At 71.6% G+C, this 13,020-nt stretch carries 13 protein-coding genes; 7 read left to right on the forward strand and 6 right to left on the reverse strand.

Features of this window, described 5'->3' with window-relative positions; genetic code table 11:
* The first annotated feature begins 245 nt into the window (after positions 1–245).
* From IW256_RS29405 to IW256_RS29425, 5 genes are all read left to right on the forward strand, one after another.
* On the forward strand, positions 246–1,205 hold the full coding sequence (locus tag IW256_RS29405; protein ID WP_197014041.1) for a HAMP domain-containing sensor histidine kinase: 960 nt from the start codon (positions 246–248) through the stop codon (positions 1,203–1,205).
* A complete protein-coding gene (locus IW256_RS29410; protein WP_197014042.1) occupies positions 1,202–1,867 on the forward strand; it encodes a response regulator in 666 nt (221 codons plus the stop codon). The genes IW256_RS29405 and IW256_RS29410 overlap by 4 nt, the downstream gene beginning before the upstream one ends.
* 142 nt (positions 1,868–2,009) lie before the next feature.
* On the forward strand, positions 2,010–2,603 hold the full coding sequence (locus IW256_RS29415; RefSeq protein ID WP_231403978.1) for a DUF1989 domain-containing protein: 594 nt from the start codon (positions 2,010–2,012) through the stop codon (positions 2,601–2,603).
* A gap of 86 nt (positions 2,604–2,689) precedes the next feature.
* On the forward strand, positions 2,690–3,814 hold the full coding sequence (locus tag IW256_RS29420; RefSeq protein ID WP_197014043.1) for an oxidoreductase: 1,125 nt from the start codon (positions 2,690–2,692) through the stop codon (positions 3,812–3,814).
* A 33-nt stretch (positions 3,815–3,847) separates the two neighbouring features.
* Positions 3,848–4,714: a polysaccharide deacetylase family protein gene (locus IW256_RS29425; protein ID WP_197014044.1), complete on the forward strand. Its 867-nt coding sequence runs from the start codon at positions 3,848–3,850 to the stop codon at positions 4,712–4,714.
* 5 nt (positions 4,715–4,719) lie between these two features.
* Here the strand turns inward: IW256_RS29425 and IW256_RS29430 are convergent, their stop codons facing one another.
* The 5 genes from IW256_RS29430 to IW256_RS29450 form a co-directional block, all read right to left on the reverse strand.
* Complete coding sequence (locus IW256_RS29430) at positions 4,720–6,276, reverse strand: PucR family transcriptional regulator (protein ID WP_197014045.1); 1,557 nt, start codon at positions 6,274–6,276, stop codon at positions 4,720–4,722.
* 159 nt (positions 6,277–6,435) lie between these two features.
* Positions 6,436–7,416 carry an NAD(P)-dependent alcohol dehydrogenase gene (locus IW256_RS29435; protein ID WP_197014046.1) on the reverse strand — a complete coding sequence of 327 codons (981 nt, stop codon included), beginning with the start codon at positions 7,414–7,416 and terminating at the stop codon, positions 6,436–6,438.
* A 173-nt stretch (positions 7,417–7,589) separates the two neighbouring features.
* A complete protein-coding gene (locus tag IW256_RS29440; protein ID WP_197014047.1) occupies positions 7,590–8,306 on the reverse strand; it encodes a TetR/AcrR family transcriptional regulator in 717 nt (238 codons plus the stop codon).
* A gap of 98 nt (positions 8,307–8,404) precedes the next feature.
* Positions 8,405–9,124: an ABC transporter permease gene (locus IW256_RS29445; protein WP_197014048.1), complete on the reverse strand. Its 720-nt coding sequence runs from the start codon at positions 9,122–9,124 to the stop codon at positions 8,405–8,407.
* A gap of 38 nt (positions 9,125–9,162) precedes the next feature.
* Positions 9,163–10,047 (reverse strand): ABC transporter ATP-binding protein, encoded by an 885-nt coding sequence (locus IW256_RS29450; protein WP_197014049.1) that lies wholly within the window; start codon positions 10,045–10,047, stop codon positions 9,163–9,165.
* 164 nt (positions 10,048–10,211) lie between these two features.
* On the opposite strand from IW256_RS29450, the gene IW256_RS29455 reads away from it, so the two are divergent.
* Together IW256_RS29455 and IW256_RS29460 are read left to right on the forward strand one after the other, a co-directional pair.
* Positions 10,212–11,369 (forward strand): sensor histidine kinase, encoded by a 1,158-nt coding sequence (locus IW256_RS29455; RefSeq protein WP_197014050.1) that lies wholly within the window; start codon positions 10,212–10,214, stop codon positions 11,367–11,369.
* Positions 11,366–11,968, forward strand: a complete 603-nt coding sequence (locus IW256_RS29460) for a response regulator transcription factor (protein ID WP_197014051.1) — start codon at positions 11,366–11,368, stop codon at positions 11,966–11,968. Before IW256_RS29455 ends, IW256_RS29460 begins: the two co-directional genes overlap by 4 nt.
* A gap of 115 nt (positions 11,969–12,083) precedes the next feature.
* Here IW256_RS29460 and IW256_RS29465 read toward each other — a convergent pair whose 3' ends face one another.
* Complete coding sequence (locus IW256_RS29465; protein ID WP_197014052.1) at positions 12,084–12,926, reverse strand: oxidoreductase; 843 nt, start codon at positions 12,924–12,926, stop codon at positions 12,084–12,086.
* Positions 12,927–13,020 lie beyond the last annotated feature (94 nt).

A 13,020-nucleotide genomic window follows, 5' to 3' on the forward strand; every position in this document is an offset into this window, starting at 1 on the left:
TCGGGGCCGGGGCCGTCGCGCCGGCCCGTTCCCTCGCGTGGTGGGAACGTCACTTGCGGCCGGGCGCTGAACCCTGAGCCGCCGGATGGACGGCTCCGTTCTCCACCGTCGGCCATGGCGGCCGGCGCCGCCATCGGTGCCGCCACCCATTTCGGGCCGGGGGCAACCTGTAGAGGCCGGCCGCGGCCCTGGTAGTGGTGCGGGGTCGCCTACCTTGAAGGGGACGGGGAGGAGTACCCAGGACGATGCGGTTGCTGTGGCGGGTGTTCTGGCTGAACGCGCTGGTCGCGATGGTGGCGACCATCCTGCTGATGATCGGCCCATGGACGGTCTCCGCGCCGATCCGGTTCACCGAGGCGGTGATCCTCGTGGCCGGGATGGGATCGCTGCTGGCCGCCAACGCGGTCCTGCTGCGCTGGGGGCTGGCGCCGCTCGACCGCCTGACCCAGGTGATGACCACCATCGACCTGCTGCGGCCCGGGCAGCGGCTGGAGGCGACCGGCAGTGCCGAGATGACCGCGCTGATCTCCACGTTCAACCAGATGCTGGACCGGCTGGAGGTCGAGCGCGGGACGAGCAGCGCCCGCGCGCTGTCGGCCCAGGAGGACGAGCGCCGCCGGATCGCGCAGGAACTGCACGACGAGATCGGCCAGCGCCTGACCGCGGTGCTGCTGGATCTCAAGCGGCTCACCGACCAGGCGCCCGAGCCGATGCGCGCCGACATGCGCCAGGTCCAGGAGATCACCCGCGGCAGCCTGGACGAGGTGCGCACGATCGTGCACCGGCTGCGTCCCGGCGTCCTGGAAGACCTCGGCCTGCTCAGCGCGCTGACCGCGCTGACCAACCAGTTCGACACGCACACCGGCCTGAAGGTGCGGCGCGAGCTGGGTGCCGACCTGCCGGAGCTGAGCACCCAGAGCGAGCTGGTGATCTACCGGATCGCCCAGGAGAGCCTGACCAACGCCGCCCGGCACGCCGGCGCCACGGCCGCCGACCTGGAGCTGGTCCCCGGCCACGGCGGCGTGACCCTGCACGTCCGTGACAACGGCACGGGCATCACCGGCCTCCGGGAGGGCGCCGGGATCCGCGGGATGCGCGAGCGGGCCCTGCTGATCGGAGCCCAGCTGACGATCACTTCCCGGCCCGGCCAGGGCACCCGCGTGAGCCTGCACGTCCCCGTCCCGACCGAGCGAGGAATACCATGACCGAGCGCACCGGCGGACGACCGATCCGGATCCTGCTGGCCGACGACCACGCCCTGGTCCGCCGCGGTGTCCGGCTGATCCTCGACAACGAACCCGACCTGTGCGTGGTGGCGGAGGCCGGGGACGGCGCCGAGGCGGTGGAGGTCGCCCGCCGGGTCCGGCCCGACCTGGTGGTGCTCGACGTGGCCATGCCCCGGCTGACCGGCCTGCAGGCCGCCCGCGAGCTGGCCCGCACGCTGCCGCACACCCGCATCCTCATCCTGACGATGCACGACAACGAGCAGTACTTCTTCGAAGCCCTCAAGGCCAGCGCCGCCGGCTACGTGCTCAAGTCGCTGGCCGACCGCGACCTGATCGACGCCTGCCGGGCCGCGATGCGCGGCGAGCCGTTCCTGTACCCGGGCGCGGTGACCGCGCTGATCCGCTCCTACCTCGACCAGGCCCGGCAGGGCACCGCCCCGGAGACCGTGCTCACCCCCCGCGAGGAGGAGATCCTCAAACTGGTCGCCGAGGGCCACACCTCCCGCGAGATCGCCGACACCCTCTTCATCAGCACGAAGACGATCGAACGGCACCGCGCCAACATCCTGGCCAAGCTCGGCCTGAAGGACCGGCTGGAGCTGACCCGCTACGCCATCCGCACCGGCCTCATCGAACCCTGAGCCCGCTCCCCGGCACGCGCCTGAGAGCGTCGCCCTAAGGACCAGCTCGGAGGCGTCTTGTAGATGAAAGTCCATCGCCAGTCCGGATACCTGGATGAAACTCCATGGAACGGATGGCCTGGGCGGTGGTGTGCTTACCGGCATGGTGACGATCGGACGGACGGTGGTGCCCGCCGGAGAAGGCCGGGCGGTTCGGGTGCGCGCCGGGCAGCGGGTGCGAGTGGTGGACGTGGAGGGCGGGCAGGTCGGTGACCTGTTCGCCTTCGCGGCGGACGACCCGCGGGAGCATCTGAGCGCCGCGCACACCCGCAGCGTGACGAGTCGGCTGTTCCCCCAGGTGGGCGAGTCTTTCGTCACCGATCACCGGCGGCCGATCCTGGCGCTGGCGGGCGACACCTCGCCCGGGTCGCACGACATGCTGATCGCCGCCTGCGACCCGGCGCGGTACGAGGCGCTGGGGGCGCCGGGGCACGCCTCGTGCGCGAGGAACCTGGAGCTGGCGCTGGCCGGGCTGGGCCTGGCCGTCGACGTCACCCCGCAGCCGGTCAACGTGTTCATGCGGATTCCGGTGGAGGGGTCGGGGCGGCTGCGGTGGCTGCCGGCCGAGAGCCGGGCCGGGGACGCGATCACTTTCGAGGCGGCCATGGACTGCGTGGTGGTGGTGTCGGCATGCCCGCAGGACATGGCCGGCATCAACGGCGACACGCTGACGCCGTTGGCGATCGACGTCCTGTGAAGGCGTCCTGTGAAGGCGTCCTGTGAAGCGGACCGGCCTGGGGCCGGTCCGGATCCGGAGAACGAGTGAGCAAGGGAGAAGGGGAAATGACGGGAACGCATCCGGCGCTGGAGCCGGGACGTGTCGGCGGGCTGCGGACGCCCAACCGGCTGGTGGTGGCGCCGATGACGCGGGTGTCGGCCGCGCCGGACGGTACGCCGACGCCCGAGATGGCCGAGTACTACGCCGGGTTCGCGGACGGCGGTTTCGGGCTGGTCGTCACCGAGGGGATCTACACCGACACCGTTCACAGCCAGGGCTACCTCAACCAGCCGGGTCTGGTGTCGGATCGTCATACGGCCGCCTGGCGGGAAATCACCGCCGGGGTGCGCGGGTTCGGGACGTCCATCGTGGCCCAGCTGATGCACGCGGGCGCGTTGTCGCAGGGGAACCCCTATCGCGACGACACCGCGGGGCCGTCGGCGGTCGCGCCGCGCGGGGTCAAGATGCCCGAGTACGGCGGGCACGGGCCATGGCCGACGCCCAGGGAGATGAACCGGGCCGACATCGAGGAGGCCGTCGGCGGCTTCGTCGCCTCGGCGGTGAACGCCAAGCGTGCCGGGTTCGACGGGGTGGAGGTCCATGCGGCCAACGGCTACCTGCTGGACCAGTTCCTGACCGACTACACCAACCGGCGCGAGGACTCCTACGGCGGGCCGGTCGCCAACCGGGTGCGCCTGGCGGCGGAGGTCGTCGCGGCGATCCGCGCCGAGGTCGGCCCGGACTGGTGCGTCGGGGTCCGGCTGTCGCAGACCAAGGTGAACGACTTCACGTACCGCTGGCCCGGCGGCGCCCACGACGCCGAGGTGATCTACGCCGCGCTGACCGAGGCCGGCGCGACGTACCTGCACATCGCCAGCGAGGGGCGGAACTGGCTGGACACCGCACGGCTGGACGGCGGGCTCACCCTCACCGGCCTGGCGCGGCGGACGAGCGGCCTGCCGGTGATCGCCAACGGTGGGATGCACGATCCGGACCTGTCGGCGCAGGTGCTGGCGGACGGTCACGCCGACCTCGTCTCGGTGGCCAGGGGCGCGCTGGTCCACCCCGACCTGCCGCGCCGCCTCGCCGAGGGCAGGGCGCCGGAGCGCTTCGACCATGCGATGCTGTCGCCGATGGCCACCCTGGACAACGCCCGGCGGTGGCGGCTGGCGGCCGGTGCGGCGGTCTGATCCGGTACGCGCGGCGGCGAGAGGGAACGGGACATGAGCGGAAGCTGGCACGGCGGAGCGGCGGCCGTGGTGACGCTGGGCTTCGACGTCGACGCCGAGACGCCGATCCTCGCCCGGGGCGGCCGGTACGCCGCGCACGCGAGCACCATGTCGCACCAGGCTTACGGACCGGACGTGGGGTTGCCCCGCATCCTGGACCTCCTGGACGAGATGGAGGTTCCGGCGACGTTCTTCGTGCCGGGCTGGGTGGCCGAGCACCGGCCCGGGCTGGCCGCCTCGATCGTCGAACGCGGTCACGAGGTGGCGCACCACTCCTACGCCCACCGGCCGCCCACGTCGATGACCCCGGCGGAGGAGCGCGCGGATTTCGTGCGGGCCCTGGAGGTGTTCGCCGGGCAGGGAATCGAGATCGTCGGGTACCGGGCGGCGCTGTGGGAGGCGTCCTGGCTGACGGCGGAGCTGGTGGCCGAGCACGGGCTGCGCTACGACTCGTCGCTGATGGGCGATGACCGGCCGTACCGGGTGGGCACCGCGGCGGGCGAGATCATGGAGCTGCCGGTGCACTGGTCGCTGGACGACTGGGAGCAGTACGCCTTCCTCCCCGAACCGCACGTCGGGTCGGTGATCGAGTCGCCGCGCAAGGTGCTGGAGCTGTGGCGGGCGGAGCTGGACGGCATGCGGCGGTACCGGTGCCTGTTCAACCTGTGCGTGCACCCGTTCCTGTCCGGCCGCCCCGGCCGCGCGCTGGCCCTGCGGGAGTTCATCGAGTACGCGCGCGGGTGCGGTGATGTGGCGTTCGCCCGCTGCCGGGACGTGGCGGAGGCGGCGTTCGCCGACCCGGAGGTCGGCGTGCGCCCGCACCGTCCGCCCCAGGTGGACCCGGCGGTTCATCCGCACTGACAGGGTCAGGCCATGTCGGAGGCTTGAAGCGCCAGGAAGAAGTCGACGCGGTCCGCGGTGCGGGCCGCGTCGCGGCCGGTCAACTCGGTGATCTTGGCGAGCCGGTTGCGCAGCGTGTTGACATGGACCCGCAGGGCCGCGGCGGTCACCTGCCAGTGGCCGTCGTGGTCCAGGAAGGCGCGCAGCGTGGTCTCCAGTTCGCCGCCGCGCCTGGTGTCGTGGCCGCGTATCGGGGCGAGCACGCCGTCGGCCAGGGTCCGCAGCGTGTCGGCGTCCTGCGTGCCGAGCAGCAGCCGGTGGGTGCCGAGCTCGGCGTAGGTCCGGACGGCGGGACCGTCCTCGCCGCGCCGCAGGGCCCGGCACGACTCGCGTGACCGGACGAGCGGCTCGCGCAGCCCCGCCGGTCCCTGGACGACCCCGCCGAGGCCCAGCACGGGACGGCGGCCGGGGAAGCGTTCGGCCACGGCCGAGACGAGTCGTTCGGCCAGGGGCGCCGCTTCCCCTTCGCCGTGCCGCCACGACAGGACCGCCACCACGTCCTGCGATCCGGCCGCGACCACCACCGGGACGCCGGTCGCGAGGAAGAACTCGCCGACCACCTCGGCCAGTCCGGGCAAGGTGGCGTCCGGCCCCCTGAACGCCATCGTCCAGACCGCCAGGGGACCCTCGGGATCCACGCCGAACGCGCGCAGCCGGCCGGGGACCTCGGCGGCGCGGCTGCCGCCCGACAGCACCATCTCCAGCAGTTCGCTGGCGAACCGCAGCTCGATCGCCTGCACGGCCTGCTGCCTGGCGACCTCCAGGCTGAGGAAGCGGGCCGCCTGGTCCAGCGCGTCCTGCTCGACGCGCGTCAGTTCCCTCACCGGACGCAGGCAGATCAGCGCCGCGTCCACGTCGCCGACCGCGCCCACCAGGTACAGCGCCGCCCGTCCCGCACCGCCCAGGTCCAGTTCCAGAGGCGGCGGGCGGCGGGTCAGCCCGGCGGCCACCGTGTGCAGCTGCCCGGCGTCCAGCTCGACGCCGGCCGAGGCGAGCAGCCGCCCCATCCGGTCGATCACGGCCAGCGGCAGCTCGTGGTCCCGGCGCAGCACCCGCAGGACACCGGACGCGCCCGCGCCCCGCGAGATCGCCGTGGCCAGCGCCTCCCCCCGGCGCACCATGCCGACCAGCGCGCCCTGGCGTTCCTCGGCGTAGCGGGTGGCGACCGCCTCGGAGAGGGCGGTGAACGGCACCGTCGCCGAGATCTCCAGCAGCGGCACGCCGGCGTCCCGGCAGGCGGCGACCAGCTCGCCGGGCGTGGCGGGGCGCTCCGGACGCAGGCCGAACACGATGCCCGCCGCCTGCGCCCGCTGGACGTTGGCGACGAACCCGGCGGCGCCGATCTGGTCGTCCCACAGCCCGTTGGTCAGCACCAGCTCGCGCCGGCGTACGTAGCGCGAGGGGTCGGGCAACTCGGTGTTGTGGACCCAGGCGACCGGCTCCTCCAACGCCCCCTGCGGGCCCGGGACGAGAACTCTCAGCCCGAGGGACTCGTCCGCCAGCAGCGACTCCACGGTGAACATGCTGTGAACCTATCCAGCGGAACCGGGCAACGCTAGATGTTCCTCTACCAGCTGGACCGCCTGCTACCGATTCTCCCCGCATAGTCCGCGCGGCCCGGCCCTGCGGCGAGGGACGGCTCCCGTTCCGGGCCGTCCCTCGCCACGCGCCTGATCGGTCCGTCAGAAGGTGATGGCGACTTTGCCTCGGGCGTGGCCGCGCGCGAGGTAGCGCAGCGCCTCGGGGATCTCGGTGAACGGGTAGGTCCGGTCGATGACCGGCGTGATCTGCTCCTTCTCCATGAGGTCGGCCAGGAACCGCAGGTCCGTGGAGTTGGGCTTCCAGGCGACGCTCGCGATGCGCTGCCTGACGAAGGGGTTGGTGAGGGCTCCGCGCAGGATCTGCGCCGCCGGGCCGAGCAGGCTGCCGCGGGCCGAGGCGATGCCGCCCACGATCACCAGCGTCCCGCGGGAGGTCAGGGGACGGCGCAGTGCCGCCGGCGACCGGTCGCCCACGATGTCCATGAGCAGGTCGTACCGCCCCTCCCGGGTGGTGAAGTCCTCGCGGGTGTAGTCGACGACGTCGTCCGCGCCCAGGGAGCGGACCAGTTCGATGTTGCGGGTGCTGCACACGCCGGTGACCTCGGCTCCGAACGTCTTGGCGAGCTGGACGGCGAACGTGCCGATGCCGCCGGAGGCTCCGTTGACCAGGACCCGCGACCCGGCCGAGATCCCGCCCACGTCCCGCAGCCCTTGCAGCGCGGTGTGCGCGGCCATCGACACCGACGCCGCCTGTTCGAAGGTGAGGCGGGCGGGCTTGACGGCCAGCCGGTTCCGCGGGACGGCGACGGCCTCGGCGAACGAGCCGAGCCGGACCTCCCCGAAGACCTCGTCGCCGGGACGCAGCCCGGTCACCTCCTCACCCACGCGCTCCACCACGCCGGCGAGGTCGGCGCCCAGGATCAGGCCCGGCCTGGGCCGCCGGAGGCCGACGCTGAGCCGTACCAGCTTCGGGTCGGCCCCCATGTGGCGCCAGTCGTAGGGGTTGACGGAGGCCGCCCGTACACGCACGAGCACTTCGTCCCGGGCGATGCCGGGTTCGTCGACGTCCTTGAGAGCCAGCACTTCGGGCGGGCCGTAGCGGTCCCAACTCCATGCCTTCATGGCGGCCTTCCTTCCGGTGGGGGTCACCCCTGGGGCGTCGTACGCCGTAAGGTTGTCATACGCCGTAAGGCTATCGTACGGCGTAAGGGAGTCAAGGGCCGTAGCGGAAAAGGACTCAGGCGGTGATCGAGCGTGAGGGGACGTCCGGCGCGCTCAGCCGCGTCCGGGAGGGGTCACGAGGCGGCGGCGCGGCGCCGTTCCAGCCCTTCGAGGATCAGGTCCAGCGCGAACTCGAACTCGAACTGGTCGTCGCAGAAGCCCAGGGTGCCGTCCGGATCGTCGTGGACGGCGTCCGCCAGCATCCCGGCGAGGTTCGGGTACCGGTCGGCCATCCGCTCCATCATCGCGGCGGCCTCGGCGTCCGCGGTCTGAGCGCCGTCGGGCCGGAACAGCTCCTGCGTGAACCCGAGAGCGCGGCTGCCCAGGACGTGCAGCGCGCGATGGGCCAGGTCGAAGGAGAACCCGCCCTCCCGGAGAAGGCCGACGACGTGGTCCATGTAGGCGATGAAGGCCGGGCTGCCGGTGGTGCGGCTCTCGAGCACCCGCGGGGCCCAGCGGTGGCGCAGGAGCACCTCCCGGGCGGCGAGGATCCGCGCGCGCAACGCCCCCTGCCAGTCCTTCTCGGGGGACGGAGCCTCGACCTCCTCCACCGCCGCCATGACCTCGCCCAGGATCACCTCGACGAGGCCGTCGAAGACGGCGTCCTTGTTGGCGACGTGGTGGTAGAGCGACATCGCCTCGACCCCGAGCTCCTGCGCCAGCCGGCGCATGGTGAGCGAGCCGAGACCGTCCCGGTCGGCGAGCCCCACGGCCGCACGCAGCACCCGCCTCCGGCTCAGCGGAACGCGGGGCTGCTCGGTCAGCTCGTCGGCGTCGGCCCGTGGGGTCATGGATCTTCCTCCCGGCGCACTCTACCCGTACACGGTAAGCCTTCCCGGCCCAAGGCGGCCGCGCCGTCCGCGCGGGCGGACGCCCTGGCCGGGAGGCGTCATCGGCGCGGTTCCCAGCGGAAGAGCCGGGAGGCCAGCGCGATGGCGACGACGACCCAGGCCAGCGAGGGCGCCAGCAGGATCAGGGAATCCGCCACGGGAACGCCGCCGTTCCAGGCGTTGACGGCCAGCTCGGTGGCCGAGCCGCCGGGAAGCAGCCGCTTGAGCAGGGCGAGCTCCTCGGTGCCGCTGATCCCCACCCAGCTGGCCACGGCGATGGTGCCGATGCTGACGGGCAGCGTGGTCACCTGGGCGTGCTCGGGCGAGTTCGTCAGCCCCGCCGTGGCGAGCCCCAGGCCGAGCATCATGATCACCATGGCGAGGACCGCCGCCGCCAGGAGCGGGGCGTTGGACGGCATGCCGGCGACCGCGGCCAGCACGGTCAGGAGCACGGTCACCTGGACCAGCGTGATGAGGGTGATCGGGAGCAGCAGCCCGGACAGGATGCCGGTGTCGCCCGCCGCCGTGGAGCGCAGCCGCTTGAGGAAGAGGGTCTGGCGGCGCGCGGCCAGAGTGGTCACCGTGGTCGTGTAGAGCCCGAACGCCCCCACGGTGAACACCAGCACCCCCGCGATGTACCCGAGGCTGGCCATCTCCGCGAAGATCTCGTACCGGTAGATGAAGAACGCGCTGACCGCCACGGGGATGATCAGGCTGGTGACCAGCACCAGGCGGTTCCTGAAGATCTGGATCAGCTCGCTGAGAGCGATGGAGAGCATGGAGAGGTCCGTTCCTTTCGAGCGTGCCCGGGTTTTCTTCACTCGCTGCCGATGGAGCGGAAGACGTCGTCGAGCCGGGTCGGCCCGGCTTCGAGTTCCTGCGGCTCCAGCGAGTTGTCCTGCGCCCACTGGAGCAAGGTGTGGAGGTCCTTCGGAAGGTTGAAGGTCTCGATGAGGAATCTCCCGTCGCTTCCGCGCGCGGCCTGGAGCGGCAGCGCCGGCGCGTGGGACGGAAGGGCGAAGCGGATGGTGGACGGAAGGGTCTGCGTCAGCTCGAAGACGGTCCCTTCCCGGTGGAACGTGCCCTTGTGCATCAGGCCGATGCGGTCGGCGCGCTGCTGGGCCTCTTCCAGGTAGTGCGTGGTGAGGACGATGGTGGAACCGTCTTCGCGCATCTTGTCCACCGCCGCCCACAGAGCGTCCCGGGACTGGATGTCCAGGCCGGTGGTGGGCTCGTCCAGGAAGATCAGCTCAGGCGTCCCGTACACGGCGGTGGCGAAGTCCAGGCGCCGCTTCTCGCCGCCGGAGAGCTGCGACACCTTGGTGCCGGCCTTGCGGGTGAGATCGACGATGCCGAGCACGCGCTCGACCTTGTCCGTACGCCCGGAGAGCTTCCCGATCAGCCGGACCGACTCCTTCACCGTCAGGTCCGGGGAGAATCCGCTCTCCTGCAGCATGATGCCCATCCGGGGCCGGACGGCGCGGCGGTCGCGCGGACCGCGCCCGAAGACCCGCACGGTGCCCGAGGTGGCGGCGCGGTGCCCTTCGATGATCTCCAGGGTCGAGGTCTTGCCCGCGCCGTTCGTGCCGAGCAGCGCGTAGAGCTCCCCGCGCTCCACCTGGAAGGACAGGTCCTTCACAGCGTGGAAGTCGCCGTAGGTGAGGTTCAGACGTTCGACGTCGATGACCGGTGTGGAGTACATGCCTCAATCTCAGCCGCCGTCACGCTCGCCCGGCAGTGGCGTGGTGTCATCACTTCGCAGTGACGTTCCTTGGGGTGAACGCATGACGCAGTGTCACTGTCGGCACCGCTGAGCGGGATGAATACTGGGAGGCGACTCTGCTGTCCGATCCCGGAGAGCCGCCCATGGAAACCGGCCCCCTGCTGCGCTGGGGAGGGGCTCGCCTGCCCTCCGAGAACACCGGGGCGACGCAGCGACGGCTCCGCAAACTCAACCTGATCACGATTCTTCCGCCACTCGCCGCCGTGGGGGCGGTGCTGGTGGTGGTCGACGCACGGACCTGGTGGGACGCCGCCGTCCTCGCTCTGGGCGTGGTGACGGCCCTGGTGGCCCTCGAGCGGTGGATGGCGGACGACCTCTCCCGCGTCGCGCTCCCCTGCCTGATCATCACCGCGGCCATATGGCCCTTCGGAGTGCTGGTGGCCGACGGCCGTACGGCGTTCTACGGCATCACCATCGTGGGCCCCCTCGTCCTCCCCCAGCTGCGGTGCCACCGAAGTGCGGCGGCCCTGGGGCTGATCGCTTTCGTCGCCGCGGCGGGCGCGTCGAGACTGCTGGTGGCGCAGGAGGACGTTCGCGGCGTTCTGATCGAGTTCGTCGCCTTCCCCACCGCCGTCACCGTGGTGGCGACCTTGGGGATGTTCGCCAACCAGCTGTTCTACGTCCTCGTCGAGGAGCTGGAGGAGTCACGAGAACGCGAGGCGGAGCTGGCCGTCGCCCGGGAACGCATCCGGTTCGCCAGTGACCTGCACGACATCCAGGGCCACACGCTGCACGTGGTCAAGCTGAAGATCGCGTTGGCCGAGAAGCTGCTGCGCAGCGACGTCGGGCGGGTGGAGCAGGAACTCCGCGAGGTGCGCACCCTGGTCGGCGACACCATCACCCAGACCAAGGAGCTCGCCTACGCACAGCGGCGTCTCAACCTGTCCGCGGAGCTGGAGAACGCGAAGAACCTCTTCGAGGCCGCGGGCATCCGCGTGCGCGTCGACCGCGACGCCGAGGTCGACGCACCCACGGGCGAACTGCTCGGCCAGGTCCTCCGGGAGACGACGACCAACATCCTGCGCCACGCGCAGGCCGGGCAGGTCAGGATCACCCTCTCGCGGTCGGGTATCACCATTGTCAACGATGGCGCACAGGAGGCTCTGCTCCCCGGGCTCAGAGGGCTCTCCGCCCTCAGGGAACGGGTGGCGAGCCATGGAGGAGAGCTGACGGTGGAACAGAAGAACGGACGTTTCCTGACGGCCGCGCGATTCCCGCACCCGGTCGCCGGCGCCCGATGACCACCGTGGTGCTCGCCGACGACGAGGTCCTGCTCCGCAAGGCCCTGGCGTCGCTGCTCCCCCTCGAAGGCGAGATCACCGTCCTCGCCGAAGCCGAGGACGGCGAGACGGCCGTCCGGGCCACCCTGCGGCACCGGCCCGACGTGCTCGTCGTCGATCTGGAGATGCCCGGCATGGACGGGCTCGGCGCCGTCGCGGCGATCCGCCGCGCGCGGCCCGACCAGGTGATCCTCATGCTGACCCGCCATGCCAGGCCCGGAGTGCTCCGCAAAGCCCTGAAACTCGGCGTCCAGGGCTTCGTCAGCAAATCGGCCGAACCGGCGCACATCACCTCGGTCATCAAGACCCTGCACGAGGGCAGGCGATGGATCGACCCGGACGTCTCCGCACTCGCCGTCGTCGACGACTGCCCGCTCACCGACCGCGAGGTCGACGTGCTGCGCGCGACCGGCGAGGGGTACTCGGTCGCCGACATCGCCGCCCAGCTCCACCTGGCGGCGGGCACGGTGCGCAACTATCTCTCGAACGCGATGCAGAAGACCCAGACGCGTACCCGGCACGAGGCGGCAAGGTACGCGCGCGAGCACGACTGGCTGTGAGGACGGGTGGACTCGGCGCCGTCCACCGTCCGTTCGCCTGCCCCTTCACCCACCCCGGTGCGGCATCTGGGCGGTGCCATGGGATGGTCGGCCGTGTGACGCACACGGCCCCGGCCTAGCGTTCGTCCATCGGGTAGTCGGCGGACCGGCTGACGCCGGCCCACTTCTCGGTCTCGGCGGCGCGGATCTCCGCGGCCTTCCGGGCGAGCGTGACGGCGTCGCCGCCGAGGATAAGGCGGCGCGGCGGGTCGTCGGTGCCGACCACATCGATGATGATCCTGGCGGCGCGGGCCGGGTCGCCGGGCTGGGTGCCGTCGGTGTCCCGCCGGTAGCGGTTGATGGCGCCGACCGTCTCCTCGTAGTCGGGGCCGACGGCGTGGAGCTCCATGGACGCCCCCTGCCAGTCGGTGCGGAACGCGCCCGGCTCGACGATGACGACCTTGACGCCGAACGGCGCGACCTCGCTCGCGAGCACCTCGGAGAAGCCCTCCACCGCGAACTTGGCGGTCTGGTAGGCGCCCATCCCCGGCGTGCCGCCCACGCGCCCTCCGATGGACGAGAACTGCACGAACACGCCCGACCGCTGCGTACGCAGAACGGGCAGCGCGGCCCGCGTCACGTTCACGACTCCGAAGAGGTTGGTCTCGATCTGGGCGCGGAAGTCGTCCTCCGCCATCTCCTCGATCGGGGCGCTGTTGGCGTAGCCGGCGTTGTTGACGACGACGTCGAGGCCGCCGAAGGCTTCGGTGGTCTCCTTCACCGCGTGGAGGGCCGCTGCGGCGTCGGTGACGTCCAGCGCCACCGCCCGTATCCGTTCGCCATGCCGGGCCACCAGATCGTCGAGTTGTTCCGGACGCCGTGCCGTGGCGACGACCTGGTCACCCGCCTCCAGGACCGCCTCGGTGAGATGGCGCCCGAAGCCCCGGGACGCCCCGGTGATCAACCATGTCCTGGCCATGAGCCGCTCCTTCGTTCGATGTCCTCGCCGCCGACGTCCGGGAGGCTGCCACCGGCGATCTAACTGTCTCATCAATGTAGCATTTTATCTCTTA

Source organism: Actinomadura viridis, assembly GCF_015751755.1.
GTDB classification, from domain to species: domain Bacteria; phylum Actinomycetota; class Actinomycetes; order Streptosporangiales; family Streptosporangiaceae; genus Spirillospora; species Spirillospora viridis.